Source organism: Pseudomonas sp. microsymbiont 2 (assembly GCF_054788395.1).
In genome coordinates, this window is sequence record NZ_CM139112.1 from 1,802,964 (window position 1) to 1,820,653 (window position 17,690).

General features: G+C 66.9%; 13 protein-coding genes. All 13 read right to left on the reverse strand.

Going from position 1 to position 17,690, the window contains the following annotated elements:
• Positions 1 to 64: 64 nt before the first annotated feature.
• Positions 65 to 658: a glutathione S-transferase gene (locus tag ACYUME_RS08240; RefSeq protein WP_460419310.1), complete on the reverse strand. Its 594-nt coding sequence runs from the start codon at positions 656 to 658 to the stop codon at positions 65 to 67.
• A complete protein-coding gene (locus ACYUME_RS08245) occupies positions 655 to 4,299 on the reverse strand; it encodes an AAA family ATPase (RefSeq protein WP_460418533.1) in 3,645 nt (1,214 codons plus the stop codon). Before ACYUME_RS08245 ends, ACYUME_RS08240 begins: the two co-directional genes overlap by 4 nt.
• Positions 4,296 to 5,534, reverse strand: a complete 1,239-nt coding sequence (locus tag ACYUME_RS08250) for an exonuclease SbcCD subunit D C-terminal domain-containing protein (protein ID WP_460418534.1) — start codon at positions 5,532 to 5,534, stop codon at positions 4,296 to 4,298. Before ACYUME_RS08250 ends, ACYUME_RS08245 begins: the two co-directional genes overlap by 4 nt.
• 186 nt (positions 5,535 to 5,720) lie before the next feature.
• Positions 5,721 to 7,346, reverse strand: coding sequence for a BatD family protein (locus tag ACYUME_RS08255; protein WP_460418535.1), 1,626 nt, complete (start codon positions 7,344 to 7,346; stop codon positions 5,721 to 5,723).
• The gene (locus tag ACYUME_RS08260; RefSeq protein WP_460418536.1) at positions 7,343 to 9,061 is read right to left on the reverse strand and encodes a vWA domain-containing protein; all 1,719 of its coding nucleotides are present in this window, start codon (positions 9,059 to 9,061) and stop codon (positions 7,343 to 7,345) included. Before ACYUME_RS08260 ends, ACYUME_RS08255 begins: the two co-directional genes overlap by 4 nt.
• The gene (locus ACYUME_RS08265; RefSeq protein WP_279888451.1) at positions 9,058 to 10,134 is read right to left on the reverse strand and encodes a vWA domain-containing protein; all 1,077 of its coding nucleotides are present in this window, start codon (positions 10,132 to 10,134) and stop codon (positions 9,058 to 9,060) included. Before ACYUME_RS08265 ends, ACYUME_RS08260 begins: the two co-directional genes overlap by 4 nt.
• Entirely contained in the window at positions 10,127 to 10,621 is a 495-nt protein-coding gene (locus ACYUME_RS08270; RefSeq protein WP_460418537.1) for a DUF4381 domain-containing protein, read from the reverse strand. The genes ACYUME_RS08265 and ACYUME_RS08270 overlap by 8 nt, the downstream gene beginning before the upstream one ends.
• Positions 10,618 to 11,562 (reverse strand): DUF58 domain-containing protein, encoded by a 945-nt coding sequence (locus ACYUME_RS08275; RefSeq protein WP_279888449.1) that lies wholly within the window; start codon positions 11,560 to 11,562, stop codon positions 10,618 to 10,620. The genes ACYUME_RS08270 and ACYUME_RS08275 overlap by 4 nt, the downstream gene beginning before the upstream one ends.
• Before the next feature lie 4 nt (positions 11,563 to 11,566).
• The gene (locus tag ACYUME_RS08280) at positions 11,567 to 12,526 is read right to left on the reverse strand and encodes an AAA family ATPase (protein ID WP_279888448.1); all 960 of its coding nucleotides are present in this window, start codon (positions 12,524 to 12,526) and stop codon (positions 11,567 to 11,569) included.
• Positions 12,527 to 13,586: 1,060 nt separating this feature from the next.
• Positions 13,587 to 14,915, reverse strand: coding sequence for an MFS transporter (locus ACYUME_RS08285; RefSeq protein ID WP_460418538.1), 1,329 nt, complete (start codon positions 14,913 to 14,915; stop codon positions 13,587 to 13,589).
• A 46-nt stretch (positions 14,916 to 14,961) separates the two neighbouring features.
• Entirely contained in the window at positions 14,962 to 16,155 is a 1,194-nt protein-coding gene (gene lhgO / locus ACYUME_RS08290; protein WP_460418539.1) for an L-2-hydroxyglutarate oxidase, read from the reverse strand.
• Between the two features lie 102 nt (positions 16,156 to 16,257).
• Complete coding sequence (locus ACYUME_RS08295; RefSeq protein WP_460418540.1) at positions 16,258 to 16,968, reverse strand: FadR/GntR family transcriptional regulator; 711 nt, start codon at positions 16,966 to 16,968, stop codon at positions 16,258 to 16,260.
• Between the two features lie 218 nt (positions 16,969 to 17,186).
• Complete coding sequence (locus ACYUME_RS08300) at positions 17,187 to 17,540, reverse strand: hypothetical protein (protein WP_279911536.1); 354 nt, start codon at positions 17,538 to 17,540, stop codon at positions 17,187 to 17,189.
• Between the last annotated feature and the right edge of the window lie 150 nt (positions 17,541 to 17,690).

Consider the following 17,690-nt stretch of genomic DNA (forward strand, 5'->3'; position numbering starts at 1 on the left):
ATCGCGGCGGTAGTGCTGTTGTTGATGTCCGCGCCGATCCTGGCGCTTTGAGCGACACGCTGTTTCACTTGGCCATCACGGCCTTGAACAGCGGCGATGCCAGCCAGCCCTGCAACCAGCTCCGCAACCGCGGATAAGCCGCCTCGGCGAACCATTCGGGTTCGACCCCGGCAAACTGGCGCATCAAGGGCAACAGGGCAGCATCGGCGAGGCTTGGATGAGCGGCCAGCAGGTAGGACCTGCCTTCGAGCAGGCCTTCCAGTTCGGCCAGCCAGGGCTCGGCCTGGGCGCGGTAGTGTGCCCGGGAGTGCTCGGGGTAGCGCTCGGCGTACTTGTACAGGTTTACCTGCGTCTTGAAGGTGCTGTCGTTGCGCACGATCAGCGCTTCGGCCAGCTGCGCCGCAGCGGGCTCGGCCTGCAGGCGCCAGTCCTCGGGGTCATGTTGGGTGAGCGCCCAGCGCATGATGTCCAGGCTTTCCTCCAGCACCGCATCCCCGGTATCGAGCACCGGCACCGTGCCTTTGGGCGACAGTGCCAGCAGCTCGGCGGGCTTGTCTTTCATCTTCACTTCCACAACCCGTACTTCGCAGCCGGCATAGCGCAAGGCCAGGCGTGCGCGCATGGCCCAGGGGCAGCGGCGGAACGAGTAGAGGATCACCCGCATACCTCCACGTCGCTCAGGCCGTTGCCCTGGCGGCGCACCTGGATCTGCACCGGAATGCGCTCGTGCATCTCCTGCACGTGGGAAATCACCGCCACCTTGCGCCCCTGGGCCTGCAGGCCGTCGAGGGCGTCCATGGCCAGTTGCAGCGATTCGGGGTCGAGGCTGCCGAAGCCTTCGTCGATGAACAGCGATTCGATGCGCAGGGTGCTCGACGCCATGGACGCCAGGCCCAGGGCCAGGGCCAGCGACACCAGGAAGGTCTCGCCGCCCGACAGCGAATGCACCGAACGCAGCTCATCGCCCATCTCGGTATCCAGCACCAGCAGGCCCAGGGCGCTGCCGCCGCGCTTGAGACGATAACGCCGGGCCAGCTGGCGCAACTGGCTGTTGGCGTGGTGCAGCAGCAGGTCGAGGTTGTAGCCCTGGGCGATCTTGCGGAACACATCGCCTGAGGCCGAGCCGATCAGCTGGTTCAGACGGGCCCAACGTTGCCATTGCTGGTAAGCCTGGTCGATCTGTTCGGCCAGGGCCTGGCTGGCCTGTTGTCGGCGCTGGTCCTCGGCCTGTTGGGCGCGCAGTTCGGCGCATTGCTGTTCCTGGGCCGCCAGCTGTGTGGCCAGCTCGGCGAGGGCGGTTTCCAGCGCCTCGACGGGTAGCTCGCCGTGGGCCTGGGCAGTGTGTTGCTGCAGGCGCTGCTCACGCTCTCGGACCAGCACGCGGCCTTGCTCTACGGCTTTTTCCGCGGCCTGCAGGCGTTGGCGCAGTTCGCCCACCTGGCTGTCATCGATGGCCAGCAGGCGGTCGAGGCCGGCGTCGTCCAGCTCAGGGTGTTCGCTGCGCCATTGGGCGATTTCACCCTGCAACTGCTGGTGTTCCTGCTCCAGTGCCTGCTGGCGCTGCTGGTTGGCCTTGAGCTCGCCGGCCAGTTGCACACCCTGGGTGTGCAGCGCCTGCAGTTGCCGGGCGCTGTCAGCCTCGGCGGCGCGGGCCTGCTCCAGCTGGGTGTCCATGTGCTGCTGCCAGGCCTCGGCGCTGGGCTGTTCGCCGAGCAGTTCGCCCAGGGTGGCCTGGGCCTGCCGGCGTTGTTCGTCCAACACGGCGAGCTTCTGTTGCAGCTGCTGCTGGCTATGCAAGCGTGCCTGTTGCTGATCGCGCTGTTTGTCCAGCTGGACCTGGCGAACCTGCTGTTCTTCCAGCTCGTCCTTGCGCAGATCGAGTTGCTGACGGCGCTGTGCAATCTGCTGGTCGAGGCCGAGGAACGCATTGGCCGGATCGTCACGCAGGGCCTGGAGAATGTCCGGGGGCAGCACGCTTTCGAGGCTTTCGAGGCCTTGCGCGAGTTGCTGCTCGTCGGCGACCAGGGCCTGGTGCTGTTGGTCGAGGTGGCGCTGGGCCTGTTGCTGGGCTTGGCCTGCAGCCTGCAATTGCTGGGTGAGGCGGGCGGCATCCTTTTGCAGGGCGAGCAGGGCGCCCTGGCGTTTCTCGTCGCGGTCGATCTCGTCACCGAGGCGGCGCAGCTGGCCGTCGAGCCATTTGCTGCGGGCGCTGTCATCCTGCGGCGCCAGCGCTGGCCACAGGGCATGGGCTTGAACCTGCTCGACCACGGGCTGCAACTGCTCGCCCAACTGCTGCTGTTGCTGCTGCTGATCCTTGAGCTGGGCATTGACCACGCCCAGTTGGGTACGCAGCTCCACCAACTTGGCACTGAGCTGTTCGACCTGCTTGTGCGCCGCCTCTTCCTCGGCCTGGTCGTGGCGTCCGAGGCTGTGCAACAACGCCTCGGGCTGATGGAACGGGTGTTCGGCACTGCCGCACACTGGGCAGGGCTCGCCATCACGCAGCTGGGCGCGCAGTTCTTCGACGCTGGTGTTGCGCGCCAGGCGCTGGCGCTCGAGCAACTGGCGGGTCAGGGTCAGCGCCTGCTCGGCGCCTTCCAGTTCGGCCTTGGCCGCCGTGCCTTCGCCGATCAGCTGCTGGCGCTGCCCCATGGCCTGTTGCTGGCGCTCGCGCAGTGCATCGAGGCCGTTGCGCAGTTCCATTTCGCGGCCATGCAGGCGCGACAGCTCCTCGACCGCGCGTTGCTGCTTGCGGTTGTCCTGAAGCATGGCGCCCAGCAGGTCGATCTGCTCGGCCAGTGCCTGGGGCTCGGCCCCCGCCTCGCGGAACAGCAACTCGAAGTGCTCGCGCTGGGTTTGCAACTGGGCGTTGGCCTGGCTGGCCTGGGCCTGCAGGCCGGGCAGCTCTTCGCGGCCCTTGGCCAGGCGGCCGCCGATCAGCATCACCTGCTTGAGTTGCGGCAGGTAGGCCTGCCAGGCGTCGGCCAGGCTGCCGAGCGGTTCGCTTTCGGCCAGGGCGCTGTCGATCCGGGCCAGTTGCTGCAGGCTGCGTTGCTGGTTGTCTTCCAGCTGCTGCAGTTGCTGGCGGGCCGCATCGACTTCCTGTTCGGCCTGGGTGCAGGTTTCACGTTGCTCGGCAAGCTCCTTGTCCAGGCGCGCCAGGTCGCCCTGGGCGGCGAAGGCCTGGCGCAGACGCGGGGTGTTCTCGCCGTGCAGGGCCTGGTGCTGGGCCAGGTGCTGGCGGGCCGTTTCCAGGGCTTGCTGCAGCGCGTCGGTGTGTTGCTGCAGTTCGGTTTGCTGGCGCTGCTGCTGGTCGATATCGGCCAGCACCGGGGCCAGTTGCCCGGCCAGGTGCTGCTGGCGGTGGAACTGGTGGCGCTGTGGCGCCAGGCGCTCCAGGCGTTGCAGGTCGACGCGCTGTTCGGCCAGTTGCTGCCACTCGTGTTCCGCGCTTTGCAGGGCCGTGCCGGCTTCGTTGTGCTGGGCTTGCAGGCGCTGCTGTTCGGCAAACCAGGTGCGCTGCTGTTCCAGCTGGCGCTGGCGCGCCTGGTCGGCCTTGAACTGTTGCTGGGCCTGTTCCAGTGCCTGGTCGAGGGCCGCGCGGGTTTCGGCTCCCATTGGCAGCAGGTGTTCGGCCTGATTCTTCAGGTCGTTGTGAACCTCGCCGGTTTCCCGCGCCTTGCTGAAGGCACGTTGGCCCAAGCGGGTGTAGATCGCGGTGTTGGTGAGTTTTTCCAGCAGTTCGCTGCGCTCACGGTCGTCGGCCTTGAGGAAGGCGCCGAACTCGCTCTGGGCCAGCATCACCGCGCGGGTGAACTGCTCGAAGTTCAGGCCCAGGCGCGCCTCGACCAGTTGCTTGTATTCGTTCTTGCCGCTGCCCAGCAGTTGCTCGCTGTCCAGGTCGTAAAGGCTCTGGCGGCTGTTCTGCAGCTTGCCGGTGGCCTTTTCGCGGGCGCGGTTGGCTTCCCAGCGGGCGCGGTAGCGACAGCCGTCGATACCGACGAAATCGACCTCGGCGAAGCCGCTGCCGGTGCCGCGGCGCAGCAGGTTGCGCGGATCCGAGGTAGGGATCTCGCCGTCGGCGTCCGGCACCTTGGCTTCCCGGGCGATGTCGTTCAGGCGCGGTACGGTGCCGAACAGCGCCAGGCACAGGGCGTCGAGCAGGGTGCTCTTGCCGGCGCCGGTGGGCCCGGTGATGGCGAACAGGCCGGCGCTGGCCAGGGGCTCGGCGGTGAAGTCGATATCGATCGGGCCGGCCAGCGAGGCCAGGTTCTTCAGGCGGATGGCGAGGATCTTCATGCCTGCTCCTCCTCTTGCAGGACGTCCTGCAGCAATTCGGCGAAATCGGCCAGGGCCTGTTCGTCGGCGGGGTTGCCGTAGGTCTGCTCCCAGGCGCGGCCGAACAGATCCTGCGGGGTCATCTGGGCCAGCTCGACGAAGGCTTGCTCGTCGTCCTCGGCGCGGCCGCTGCCGGCGTATTCGGCGCTGATGCGCACCAGGCGCACGGCCTTGCCCTGCAGGGCGCCTTCGATCTGCTGGCGCAGGTCGGGCTGCGGTTCGTCCAGGCGTACCCGCACTTCCAGCCAGGGCTGGCGGTTGGGGTCTTCGAGCAGATCGATCACCGGCAACTGCCCGAGCTGTTCGAGCAACTCGCCCAGCGGCGCCGGACCGACCCGTTGCAGCGCCACCGCGCGCGGTACCAGGCGCGGCTCGACGCTGACCAGCTCGCTGCCGTGCAGCTCCACTTCCAGCACCTGGTGCGGGTAGTTGATCTCGGCGAACGACAGTGGGATCGGCGCGCCGCTGTAGCGGATGCGGTTCTCGCGGTTGACCTTCTGCGGCTTGTGCAGGTGGCCGAGGGCGACATAGCCGATGGTCTTGTCGAACAGCTTGGCCGGCAGGGCCTCGGCATTGCCGATGATCAGGCTGCGCTCGGAATCTTCCGAGATACTGCCGCCGGCCATGTGGGCATGGCTGATGGCGACCAGGGCCTGGTCCTTCTTGCGTTTCTTGCGCGCGGCGGCGATGAGCTGCTCGTGCACCTGGGCGATGCCCTGCAGGTAGTCGTCACCCAGGGCTGGCCCGGTGACTTCGGCCGGCCGCAGGAAGGGCAGGGCCAGGCACCAGGCCTCGACCTTGCCGCGGGCATTGGTCAGCGGAATCAGCAGGCGCTCGGCGTCGAGCTGGCCTTCGTCGAGCCAGTGCACCCGGCCCAGGGCATGGGTACGCAGGCGGCGCATCAGCGGCGCCGGCAGCTCGATGCGCGAGCCGGAGTCGTGGTTGCCGGCGATCATCACGATATCCAGCTTGGGCTGTTGCTCATGGGCCTGGACGATGAAGTCGTAGAGGCGCTCCTGGGCTTTGACCGGCGGGTTGACGGTGTCGAAGATGTCGCCGGCGATCAGCAGCGCATCGGGCTGGCGCAGGCGCAACTGGCCGAGCAGCCAGTCGAGGAAGCAGGCGTGTTCGAAGTCGCGTTCCTGGCCATGCAGGCTTTGGCCCAGGTGCCAGTCGGAAGTGTGAAACAGACGCATGGAAGATCCGTTGGATGAGCGGCGGGGCTTTGGGATAAGGGCGCTATGGTAACTCGGTGAGCGGGCTTTTGGTGAAAGGAGCTGGCGGTTGCGGCGCCTGTGCCGGCCTCTTCGCGGGCAAGCCCGCTCCCACAGGGTTGCTCGGGGTCGGTGGGCGCGGGCTTGCCCGCGAAGAGGCCGGAAGGGTTACTTGGGATACAGCGGCGGCAGGCTACCCGCTTCACCCGACGGTGCCTGCACCTGTTCGGCTGGTGGAATGGCGCCAATGGCACGCCACAGCTCGTCGCCGTGCCAGTACTGGCCACTCTCGCTATACAAGGCGCCGTTCAGGCCATCGAGCGCGTCGGAGAGGAGCACGAAGCGCGCCGCCATCTCGGCCAGGGTTTCCGGCTGCTGGCGGGCCCAGGCGTCCAGCGCCTGACGCGTGGCCTGCGGGTCGTTGGCCTGGCACGCGCGCTTGAGGTCGTCGAGCAGCGTGCGCGGGCTCGGGCCGCTCTGCGCCGCGCGCAGCACCGCCGGTTGCGAACGTGCGCGCCACCACAGGGCGAAGCCGAGCAGCGTGGTCAGGGCCAGGGCCAGGGTCGCCAGTTGCCATGGCCAGAGCAGGCGATTGCTGGTGGCGGTGTCGCCCGCCGGCGTGTCGGCGCTCAAGGCCGGGTTGTCCTGCACGTCGAGGGTGCGTGCCGGCAGGCTGGTGTGCTCCAAATGGTCCTCGCGGGTGTTCCACCAGGTCACCTCCAGCGCCGGGAGCGCGAGCTCACCGCTGTGGGTGGGGACCAGCGCCTCGCGCTCCTCGCGGTTGGCGATCATGCCACGCTCGCCGATCTCGTTGCGCAGCAGCGGCTGGTCGGGATAGCGGCGCAGGCCGACGGCCTCGGTGGCCGGCAGCGCTGGTAGCTGGGTGCTCGACAGCCCTTCGGCGCGCAGGGTGACGTTGCGCGTCAGCGAGTCGCCGATCTGCGTGGGTTGGCCGGCCGGGTCGGGGTTCCAGCGCTCCTCCAGGGTCAGGCTGCGGGCGGGCAGCCATGGGCGATCGGCCGGATAGCTCGATGGGATCGGTTTGACCTCCAGGCGCAGCGGCAGGGAACTGACCTGCACCTGGCGCCCGACCCGCGGCGTGCCGGCAGGCTGTTCGCCGTTGTCGGCGGCGGTGGCGGTGAAGCGCAGCGCCGGTACTTCGAGGCTGCCGCTCTGCTGCGGATAGATGGCGTAACGGGTTTCGATCACGCCGTGGCGCACGCCGTTGATCTCTTTTTCGTAGGTGCGCGACTCACCCAATGGATCGACCTTGGCGTTCTCCAGCTGCAACGGGCTGAGGCTGCTGTCGTCGTAAAGCGCCATCGAATGATAGATGCGCAGGGTCAGCACGGCCTGGGCCTGGACATACACCTCGCTGCTGTCGAGGGTGGCTTCGATGAACACTTGCGAGGCCACGTCCGGGCGTTGGCTGTCGGCTTGCTGTACCTGCAGCTCGATCGCCTGGCTGCGCGACTGCCCCAACTGCAGCTCGGGAATGCGCAGGCTGCCGCTGCGCCGGGGCAGCAGGGTGATGATCCAGCGGGTGCTGGCGCGGGTCTCGCCGTCGAGGCTGTGCAGGCTGTTGAGCTGGCGCGTGCCACGGACTTCGAAATCGCCCTCCAGGGCGCGCAGGTCGGGTTTGCCGAACTGGGTGACATCCTGGCTCTCCAGGGTCAGTTCCAGGGTTTCGCCTGCCTCCAGGCGCGTGCGGTCGACGCTGGCCTGAAGGGGCGGTGAGGCCTGGGCCGCGAGGCTCCACAGCAGGCCAAGGAGAAAGACGCCGAAGCGACTCATCGTGGGGTTTCCTGATGCAATTGCTGTTCGTACCAGAATTTGCGTCGCAACAGCTCTGCCGGGTTGTCGGGGATCTCCCGCAGCCATTGTTCCAGGGCCTGGCGCTGTTCGGCGTCAAGGCTGGTGGAGACCGGCCGCTGGGGCGGTTGGGTGATGCTGTCGTCATCGCCGGCGGCATTGCCAGGTGAGACCTGGGTGGTGCTGGCATTGTCGCCGGCCTGCTGGGACTGGGCTTGCTCATCGCTGCCGGGCGTGCCCTGGGCCTGGCTGCTGGACGAGCTGCTGTTGCCATCGGTGTCGTTGCCCGGCGTGTCCTGGGCATCGGCGTTGGCCGGTTGTTCCTCGGCCTTGGCCTCGCGCTGCTGCAGCAATTGCTGCACCAGGACCTGGTTGTCCAGCGCCGGCTTCAAGTCGGGCTGGCGTTCCAGCGCTTGCTCGTAGGCGTCCAGTGCGGCCTCCAGTTCACCGGCGCGGGCCAGGGCATTGCCTCGATTGTAGTGGGCGGCGGCGTCGTTGCCCTGGGCGAAGGCCGCGGCGGCACCGGCAAAGTCACCGGCCTGGTACAGCGCCATGCCTCGCCACTGCGGGTCCTGGAAATGTCGGGCCGCTTCGGCCGGTCGTTGGCGTTCCAGCAGGCGTTGCCCCTGTTGATCGCGGCGCAGCCAAAGGTCGTTGAACTCGAAGGCCTGGCTCGGCTGTGGCAAGGCCAGGAGCAGCGGCAGGCAGAACAGCCAGCCACGGCGACCGGCGCAAGCGGCGAGCAGCAGCAGGGGCAACAACAGCCAGTAACCCTGGTCGGCCCAGCTGTCCAGTTGCACGGTCTGGCCATCCTTGTGCAGCAGGCGAGGGTTGTCGTAGAGACCCAGGCCGCGCAGGTCGAGGTCATCGATGCGGGCGTGGCGGTAGCGCCCGCCGGTGCCGGCGATGAACGCCTTGAGCGAGGCGCTGTCCAGGCGTGGCAGGAGAATGCCGCCCTGGTCGTCCTTGAGGTATTGGCCGTTGGCCTGGCGCACCGGGGCACCCTCGGCCGTGCCCACGCCCAGCATCAGCAGGCTCGGCCCCTGGCGACCGAGGGCCTGGAGAATGCCTTCGCGCTCCTGGTTGCTCAGGGCCGAGCCGATCAGCAGCAGCCGGCCCTGGCCCAGGCCGCTCTGGGCGAGCAGCGCCAGGCCCTTGCGCACGGCCAGGTCGGCGCGCTGGCCGGGCTGCGGCATGATCGACGGGTCGACGGCCTCGAGCAGGTTGCGCGTGGTGCCCAGGTCGTCCGACAGCGGCACCAGGGTATGGGCGGAGCCTGCGTAGACGATCAGCGCGGTCTGGCTGTCGCGGCGGTGCTCCAGCAGGTCGAGGATCTTGCGCCGGGCCTGTTCCAGGCGGTTGGGCGCGCTGTCCTCGGCGAGCATCTGCGGGGTCAGTTCGAGCAGGATCACCAGTGGATCGGCCGGGCGCTGGCGGGTTTCCTCCAGGCGCTGCCAACTCGGACCGAGCAGGGCGAGCACGATCAGCAACCAGGCCAGGCCCAGGGCGATCCACGGCAGCTTGCTGCTGCCACCGCTGCCACCACCGAGCAGCACGGCATGGAACGGCTGGGGCAGGATCAGCTGCCAGCGCCCGGCGCGCTTGCGTCGGTGCCAGAGCTTGTACAGCAGCCAGCCGAGCAGCGGCACGACCAGCAGCCAGAGCGGGCGCAGCCATTGTGGCCAGAGTTCGATCATCGCCGCCTCCTCAGACGCAGGCGCTTGAGGCGCTGGCGCCATTCCGGGTGCGGTTGCAGGAAGCGTGGCTTGCGCAGCAGGCGCTGCAGCCCGTTGTCCGGCCACTGCACGGCCACCACCAGCAGCACGCTGAGCAGCAGCGCCAGGCCCAGCGGCCAGGCATACAGTTCGCTGGCGGTGCGTGCCTGGGTCGGTTGCTGGGCCACCGGTTCGAGCTGATCAAGGGTGTCGCCGATGGCATCCAGCTCGGCGCCGTCGTGGGCGCGGAAGTAGCTGCCGTGGGTGATGTCGGCGATTTCCTTGAGCGCGGCTTCGTCCAGGTCGAGGCTCGGGTTCAGTCCGAGCAGGCCCGGGGTGCCGCTGGCCTCGGGGTTGGCGCCGATGCCGATGGTGTAGATGCGCACGCCTTCCTGGGCCGCCAGGCGCGCGGCGGTCAGCGGGTGGATCTGCCCGCCGTTGTTGGCGCCGTCGGTGACCAGGATCAGCACCCGGCTCTGTGCCGGGCGCTGGCGCAGGCGCTTGACGGCCAGGCCGATGGCGTCGCCGATGGCGGTGTTCTTGCCGGCGATGCCGATCTGCGCTTCGTCGAGGAAGGTGCGCACGGTGCGTCGGTCGAAGGTCAGCGGTGCCTGCAGATAGGCCTGGCTGCCAAACAGGATCAGCCCCACACGGTCGCCCTGACGGTCCTGGAGAAAGTCGCCCATCAGCGCCTTGACCAGGTCCAGGCGGCTGATTTCATCGTCCTTCCACTGCATGTCGGGAAAATCCATGGAGCCGGACACATCCACCGCCACCAGCAGGTCGCGGCCACTGGCCGACACGGGGACCGGGTCGCCCAGCCATTGCGGGCGCGCGGCGGCCAGCAGCAGGAGCAGCCAGATCAGGATGAACGGCGCCTGCTGCCGCCAGGTCGGCAAGTTCAAGCGCGCGCGACGCCCGGCCAGGCCTTCGAGTTCGTCCAGAAAACCGACCTTGAGCACCGGCTCGCCGCTGTCGGCGGCGGGCAGCGCCAGGCGCGCCAGCCAAGGCAGCGGCAGCAGCAGGAAGATCCACGGCCAGGCCAGTTCAAACATGCTTGCGGATCCAGGTTTCGACCGCCTGGGCGAGCCCGGCGATGGCTTTGTCGTCCAGCTTGCACTCAGGCTTGTAGGCGCCTTCGACCAGCACCATCCAACGGGTCAGGCCGGCGGCCGGGCAACGGTTGTCGAGAAAGGCCAGCCATTGCCGGCCATTGAGCGTGTGGCTGTTGGCACCAGGGTAGTGGTTCCGGCACAGGCGCTTGAGCAGGGCGTTGATCTGCTGCAGCCAGGCGCCGGCCGGGGCGCCGTCGTAGGGACGCGGCAGGCGCGCCAGCTCGGCCAGGGCCTCGACGCGGACCGGGTCCAGGGGCAGCTCGGCGCGTACCACCTTGCGCTGGCCCGGGCGCCAGTGGCGCAGGCGCCACAGGCCCCAGGCCAGCAGCGCCAGCAGGATGGGCAGCAGCCACCAGCCCGGCGCCGGTGGCCACAGGCCAATGGCGGGCGGGGCGATCAGCGGCTGCAGCTGATCCAGCGGATTCATCGATTGCTCCCGGGACGCTGTGCGTTCAGGTATTCGCGCAGCTGTTCGATCATCTCGCTCTGGGTGCTCAGGGGCATCAGCACCACCCGTAGCTTCTGCGCCAGCAGCTCCCAGCGCTCGATGCGCGCCTCGGCTTGTTGGCGGTAAGCCTGACGCAGGTTGGCATCGAGGGTGTCGAGTTCCAGCTGCGCGCCGCGCTGGGCGAAGCGCAGCAGACCGGCGGCGGGCAGGGCGTGGTCGAGTGGGTCGCTGATCGGCAGCAGCAGCACGTCGCAGTGGCGCGACAGCATCGCCAGGTGCTGCTCGACGCTGGCGTTGAGCGCGCGCTCGTCGCAGATCACGATGGCCAGGCTGCCCGGGCGCAACACCTCGCGCGCCCGGCGCAGGGCCAGGTCGAGGCTGTCGGGCTGCGGCACGGCTTCGGTGTGCAGGGCCTGGTTGGCCTTGGCCAGGCGGTTGAGCAGTTGCAGCAGGCTCTGCTTGCTGCGCCGAGGCTTGATCTCCAGGTGATCGTTGTCGCCGAACACCAGGCCGCCGATGCGGTCGTTGTGACCCAGCGCCGCCCAGCCGAACAGCGCCGCGGCCTGGGCCGCCAGCACCGACTTGAACATCAGTCCCGAGCCGAAGAACAGTCGCTGGCTCTGCTCGACCATGATGAAGATCGGTCGTTCGCGCTCTTCGTGGAACAGCTTGGTGTGCGGCTCTTGGGTGCGCGCGGTGACGCGCCAGTCGATGTTGCGCACGTCGTCGCCGGCCTGGTACACGCGCACCTGGTCGAAGTCGACGCCACGCCCGCGCAGCTTGGAGTGGTGCAGACCCACCAGCGGGCTGCGCTGGCCGGGCCGGGAGAACAGCTGGATCTCGCGTACGCGGTGGCGCATGTCGATCAGGTCGGACAGGCCGATGCGGATGCCGGGTTCGGCCAGCTGCGCGGTGGGCATGGGTTCAGGCGACAGCGACGACGTCGAGGATGCGCTGGACCACGCGGTCCTGGTCGACCCCCGCGGCCTCGGCCTCGAACGACAGGATGATGCGGTGGCGCAGCACGTCGAACAGCACCGCCTGGATGTCCTCGGGGCTGACGAAGTCACGCCCGGCCAGCCAGGCGTGGGCGCGGGCGCAGCGGTCCAGGGCGATGGAGCCGCGCGGGCTGGCGCCGTAGGCGATCCAGTCGGCCAGCTCGCTGTCGAACTTGGCCGGGGTGCGGGTGGCCATCACCAGTTGCACGAGGTATTCCTCCACTGCGTCGGCCATGTACAGGCCGAGGATTTCCTTGCGCGCGGCGAAGATCGCCTGCTGGCTGACCCGCCGTTCGGGTTTCGCTTCGCCGCCCAGGGCTTCGCCGCGGGCCTGGAGCAGGATGCGCCGCTCGACGGCGGCGTCGGGGAAGCCGATTTTCACGTGCATCAGGAAACGGTCGAGCTGGGCTTCGGGCAGTGGGTAGGTGCCTTCCTGCTCGATCGGGTTCTGCGTGGCCATTACCAGGAACAGCGGCGACAGTTCGTAGGTGCTGCGTCCGACGCTGACCTGGCGTTCGGCCATGGCTTCGAGCAGGGCGGACTGGACCTTGGCCGGGGCGCGGTTGATTTCGTCGGCCAGCACCAGGTTGTGGAAGATCGGTCCTTGCTGGAACACGAAGCTGCCGGTTTCCGGGCGGTAGATCTCGGTGCCGGTGATGTCGGCCGGGAGCAGGTCGGGGGTGAACTGTATGCGATGGAACTGCGCCTCGATGCCTTCGGCGAGTTCCTTGATGGCCTTGGTCTTGGCCAGGCCCGGGGCGCCCTCGACGAGCATGTGGCCGTCGGCCAGAAGCACGATCAGCAGACGCTCGACCAGTTTTTCCTGGCCGAGGATCTGGGAGGAGAGAAAGGTGCGCAGCGCGATCAGCGCCTCACGGTGTTCCATCGTCGACGGTTCCTGGGGATGGGCCCTGGCGCGCTGGAAGCGGTTGCCGGGCAGGGGTGGATACTTTAATGCATCCGGGGGGGTGGCGACCAATGGCGGTTAGCAAAAATCGTGTAAAGGGGAGGGGAGGGGTGGGGATTGCAGGTGTTGGTGGGGGTGTATGCAGGAGAGTGAGTCATTGTTTATTGAAGGTGGTCGTTTCGTTGTCGAGTCATTAGATGTGACGAGGCGCTTGACCTGATAAGACGTAATTTCCTGGTCGGCAAGTAATTCATTTTTCTGGTCTTGGTCTTGATCTTGCTTCTAAGCGCGCGATAGTTCAGGCGCCGCCAATTGCGACTTCAGGAGGCCGAGCGGAGTTCTTGCGAAGGGAGGTGACGGGCATGGATGCCCGTCAAGCGCTGCGCCCCAGGATGGGGCGTTCAGCGCGGTCCTCCCGGGAGCAAGAACGGAGCGAGGGAACCCCGGAGCGAAGCGTAGGGGCCGGATGATGGAGCGCAGCGTTTTTTGGTTACTTTTTGTCGCGTTTGACAAAAAGTGACCCGCCGTAAGGGCGGAAGGGTGACTATGCGTCGGCATCGCAAATGAATGCGCATATAACTTTCAATACAGACTCTTTAAAAGTCAAAGTCAAAGTCAAAGTCAAAGTCAAAGTCAAAGACGGTCGGCGTCGGTTTCTATAGTTGTAAGCGCATTCATTTACGATGTCGACGCATAGTCACCTTTCCGCCCTTACGGCGGGTCACTTTTTGTCAAACGCGACAAAAAGTAACCAAAAAACGCTGCGCTCCATTCATCCGGCCCTACGCTTCGCTCCGGGTTCCCTCTCTCCGGCCTTGCTCCCGGGAGGACCGCGCTGAACGGCCCATCCTGGGCCGCAGCGCTTGACGGGCATCCATGCCCGTCACCTCCCTCCGCAAGGCCTGCGTTCGGCCTCCTGAAGTCGCGAAGGTACGGGCGGCGCCTGGGCTGGCGCAGCTGTCGCTAGCGGGAGCGAGGTTAATCTTTGGATCAAGATCAAGATCAAGATCAAGATCAAGATCAAGATCGTCGGTATCTCTTAGTTCTTCGACTTCGAATGCCGCCACCCTTGGTCGAAGAACGCAAACACCACCACCAGCACCCCGGCCACCGCCAGGATCAGCGCCACGCCGTCGGTGGAGTGGGTCGCCGACCCGGCCACCAGCGCCAGCCCGCCGAGAGGCGCCAGGCCCCCGGCCACCGCGGTGCCGATCTCGCGCCCAGTGCCGAATCCGGACGACCGCGTCTGGGTCGGGAACTGCCGGCTAAGGAACGACCCCTGCGGAGCGAACATCATCGGCGCCAGGATCCCGGTGCCCACGGCAATGGCCACGTAGATCAGCATCGGCTCTCCAGTCGACAGCAATTGCAGGAACGGGAAGGCGAACAGCGCCGACAGCACGCCACCGAGCATCAGCACGGTCTTGCTGCTCCACTTGTCGCACAGCCAGCCGAAGAACGGCACCGCGAAGATCGCCACGAGGCTGGCCAGGGTCACCGACAGCGAAGTGACATGGGCCTCGACACCCTTGAACTGAGTCAGGTAGGCCAGCGAGAAAGTCTTGAAGATATAGCTCAGGGCGTTGTAGCCCACGGCCACGAAGAACACCACGGCCAGGCCCTTGAGGTCGTTTCTGAACAGCAGCTTCAGTGGCGACACCTGCGGTTTGTCGTCGGCCTTGTCCAGCTCCTTGAAGTCCGGTGTCTCCGGAATGCTCCTGCGCACCCACAGCCCCACCGCCACCAGCACGATGCTGGCGATGAACGGAATGCGCCAGCCGCCGGCCAGGAGGAACTCGTTGCCGTTCATGGTCAGCAGGTACACGGTCAGCGACGACAGCAGCAGGCCCAGGTTCAGACCCAGCGCCGGCCAGGCGCCCTGGCTGCCGCGCTTGCCTTCGCTGGCGTGTTCGTAGGAGGTCACCGCCGCGCCCGCGAGCTCGGCGCCAGCGCCCAGACCCTGGATGATGCGGATCGCCACCAGCAGGATCGGCGCCCAGATGCCGATGGCCGCGTAGCTGGGGATCATGCCGATCAGCGCCGTGCACAGGCCCATCATGCAGAAGGTGATCACCAGCACGTGCTTGCGCCCGAAACGGTCGCCCAGGTAGCCGAACAGCACGCCACCGAAGGGGCGGGCGATGAAGCCGATGGCGAAGGTGGAGAACGCCAACAGCGAGGCCACCGTCGGGTTGCTCGGGTCGAAGAATATCTTCGAGAAGACGATCGCCGCCATGGTCGCGTAGAGGTAGAAGTCATACCACTCCAGCATCGAGCCGAAGATGGTCGCCGCCGCCACCTTGCGCAGGCGCTTGCGTTGCTGTTCGGGCGTTTCGCTCGCGGCCAGGGCCGCCTCGTGTACCGACATCTGAGGTTTCCTTGTTGTCTTTGTAGTTGTGGGTGCAGCGGATGGATCAGCGGGCCTTGAGGATCTTCTCGGCGATCATCTGGCCGATGGGGATGGCCGAGGTGGCCGCCGGCGATGGGGCATTGCAGACATGCACCATGCGCGGGGTCTCGGCGAACAGGAAGTCATGCACCAGGGTGCCGTCGCGCATCACCGCCTGGGCGCGGATACCGGCTTCGTAGGGCAGCAGGTCCTCGACTTGCAGCGATGGGCAGTACTTGCGGCACTGCTCCAGGTAGCCGCGCTTGAACAGCGAGTTCTTCATTTCGCTGGTGCCGGAGCCCAGGTTGTTCCAGATGGTTTTCCAGAAACCAGGAAAGCGCGCGTACTCGGCGACATCGCGCCAGTTCACCGAGAACTTGCGGTAGTTCTCCCGGCCAAAACCGAGCACCGCGTTAGGGCCGACGGTGACGCTGCCGTCGATCATTCGCGTCAGGTGCACGCCGAGGAACGGCAGCTCCGGGTCGGGGATCGGGTAGATCAGATGGTTGACGATCTGGTTCTTGCTCGCCGGCAGGCGGTAGTACTCGCCGCGAAAGGGGATGATCTGGTGGTCGATCCTGACCCCGGCCAGGCGCGCCAGACGGTCGGACTGCAGACCGGCGCAGGCCACCAGCTGGCGCGCGCGCCAGGTGCGGCTGTCGGTGCCGATGGCGACATGCTCGGCATGTTCCTGGATGGCGCGCACGCTGGTGCACAGGTGTACCTCGCCGCCCGCCTGGCGGATCACCTTGGCCATGGCGTCGCACACCTGGGTGTAGTCGACGATGCCGGTGGCATCGAGGAACAGCGCGCCCTTGCCGACGATGTTCGGCTCGCGCCCGTGCAGCTCGGCAGCGTCCAGGCGCTCGACCTTCAAGCCGTTCTGCTGCGAGCGCTCGTACAGCGCCTGCATGCGCTGTACCTCCAGATCGTTGGAGGCTACCAGCAGCTTGCCGCAGACCTCGAAGGCGATGCCGTGCTCGCTGCAGAAGTCCTTGGTGGCCTGGGCGCCACGCTTGCACAGCTCGGCCTTGAGACTGCCGGGGGCGTAGTAGATGCCGGCATGGATCACGCCGCTGTTATGGCCGGTCTGGTGGCGGCCGAGGCTGGCCTCTTTTTCCAGGATCAGCAGCGAGGCGCCGGGGCGCTGCTGGAGCAGGGCCATCGCGGTGGCGAGGCCGACGATGCCGCCGCCGATGATGCAGTAGTCGTAGGTCATGCAGGGTACCTTGGAATTCTTGTCGGTGAATCTGCTTATCAGGTTGTCAGACTAAGTGGTGCGCGTAAAAGCCTCGCCAGGTCGCGATGGGGTTCTCCGGGATCAGTCGAGGTCGGGAAGGTCGAGCGTCAGGCGTTTGGCCGAGGCGCGCAGGTGTGCCTCGGCGCAGGCGGCGGCCGCGTGGCGGTCGCCGTCGGCGATGGCCTGGTACAGCGCCCTGTGTTCACGCAGGGCGTCGGCCGAACCGCCCACCGCCGGGCTGGCGGAGTTTTCCCAGGCGGTGCGGCGCGCGGCGGCCAGCTGGCCGCCGAGAAAATCGTGGAAGGCGACGAAGTAATCGTTCTTGCTGGCTTCGGCGATGGCGCGGTGGAAGGCGACGTCGGCGGCCGAGGCCGTGGCGAAGTCGCTGCGCGGATCTTCCATGGCGCCCAGGGCAACGGCCATGCGCGCAAGGTCAGCGTCGTCGCGACGGCGGGCGGCGATGGCGGCGGCCTGGGTCTCGATCCACAGGCGCATCTCGAACATCTGCACCAGGTCCGGCTTGCGCCCGTTGCTGCCGGGGAAGCGGAACACCGTGCCGTTGGGGGTCTGCGAGATATACGAGCCAAGCCCGCGGCGAGCGATCAGCACCCCATCGGCCTTGAGCTGCGCCACCGCCTCACGCACCACCGAGCGACTGACGTTGAGCTGTTCGGCCAGTTGCTGTTCGGTGGGCAGGCGCGATTCGGCGGCCAGGCGGCCGGAATCGATCTCGGCGCGGATGGCGCTGACGACGCGTTCGACGAGGGTGTCGGGGCGCTGGAGCTCGAGCATGGACAGGGGTCTTGTTGATCAGGTTGTCAGACAATGCCTGTGTCGATAGTGGCGTGTCAATGTCCTGAAGGCTTGCGCGCTACCTGTAGGAGCGGCCTTGTGTCGCGAAAGGGCTGCGAAGCAGCCCCGGGATATCAGCACCAAGGCAAAAATTGCTGGGGCCGCTTTGCGGCCCTTTCGCGACACAAGGCCGCTCCTACAGGGGGCGATGTATCGGCTCAGAGCTCGGACACGAACGTCCCGGTCCCGGCGAGGATGTTCTGCAAGGTTTCCTTCACTTCATCCATGTCGGTTCCGGCGCTGGTCAGGATGATCTCCAGCTGTTCATCCCCCTTCAACGCATCACGATCCCCAGCCGCCACCTCGATCAGCAGCCGCTCGGCACTCAGCGTCACCTTCAGCCCATCGAGCGTCGACGGCTCATCATCCAGCGTCAGGTCGACGGTGTCTTCGTCCGGATAACGGGTCAGCAGGAACATCTGCCCCTTGTCGCTGTGGCAGCACAGGGTCGCCATGTTGTCTTCCTCGTCATCGCAGGGGGTGGCGAAGAGCAGAGCGGTTTTCAGTTGCATGGGCGGCTCGGATCAATGGCAAAGGAAAGGAATTCTGACAGCCTTGACGGCCCCGATAAACGTAAAGTTACCGCGCATTGACCGAAATTGTCGCAGCGCTGCAAGCCGAAATGACCGCTCAGTCGTTAAGCTCCCCAGTCGTTGGTCGTG

Excerpts from the sequence above, each read along its gene's own strand:
- ACYUME_RS08300 (WP_279911536.1), bottom strand. The coding sequence starts at position 17,540 with ATGCAACTGAAAACCGCTCTGCTCTTCGCCACCCCCTGCGATGACGAG.
- ACYUME_RS08280 (WP_279888448.1), bottom strand. The coding sequence starts at position 12,526 with ATGGAACACCGTGAGGCGCTGATCGCGCTGCGCACCTTTCTCTCCTCC.
- ACYUME_RS08260 (WP_460418536.1), bottom strand. The coding sequence starts at position 9,061 with ATGATCGAACTCTGGCCACAATGGCTGCGCCCGCTCTGGCTGCTGGTC.
- ACYUME_RS08295 (WP_460418540.1), bottom strand. The coding sequence starts at position 16,968 with ATGCTCGAGCTCCAGCGCCCCGACACCCTCGTCGAACGCGTCGTCAGC.
- ACYUME_RS08245 (WP_460418533.1), bottom strand. The coding sequence starts at position 4,299 with ATGAAGATCCTCGCCATCCGCCTGAAGAACCTGGCCTCGCTGGCCGGC.
- ACYUME_RS08265 (WP_279888451.1), bottom strand. The coding sequence starts at position 10,134 with ATGTTTGAACTGGCCTGGCCGTGGATCTTCCTGCTGCTGCCGCTGCCT.
- ACYUME_RS08255 (WP_460418535.1), bottom strand. The coding sequence starts at position 7,346 with ATGAGTCGCTTCGGCGTCTTTCTCCTTGGCCTGCTGTGGAGCCTCGCG.
- ACYUME_RS08275 (WP_279888449.1), bottom strand. The coding sequence starts at position 11,562 with ATGCCCACCGCGCAGCTGGCCGAACCCGGCATCCGCATCGGCCTGTCC.
- ACYUME_RS08250 (WP_460418534.1), bottom strand. The coding sequence starts at position 5,534 with ATGCGTCTGTTTCACACTTCCGACTGGCACCTGGGCCAAAGCCTGCAT.
- ACYUME_RS08270 (WP_460418537.1), bottom strand. The coding sequence starts at position 10,621 with ATGAATCCGCTGGATCAGCTGCAGCCGCTGATCGCCCCGCCCGCCATT.
- lhgO (WP_460418539.1), bottom strand. The coding sequence starts at position 16,155 with ATGACCTACGACTACTGCATCATCGGCGGCGGCATCGTCGGCCTCGCC.
- ACYUME_RS08285 (WP_460418538.1), bottom strand. The coding sequence starts at position 14,915 with ATGTCGGTACACGAGGCGGCCCTGGCCGCGAGCGAAACGCCCGAACAG.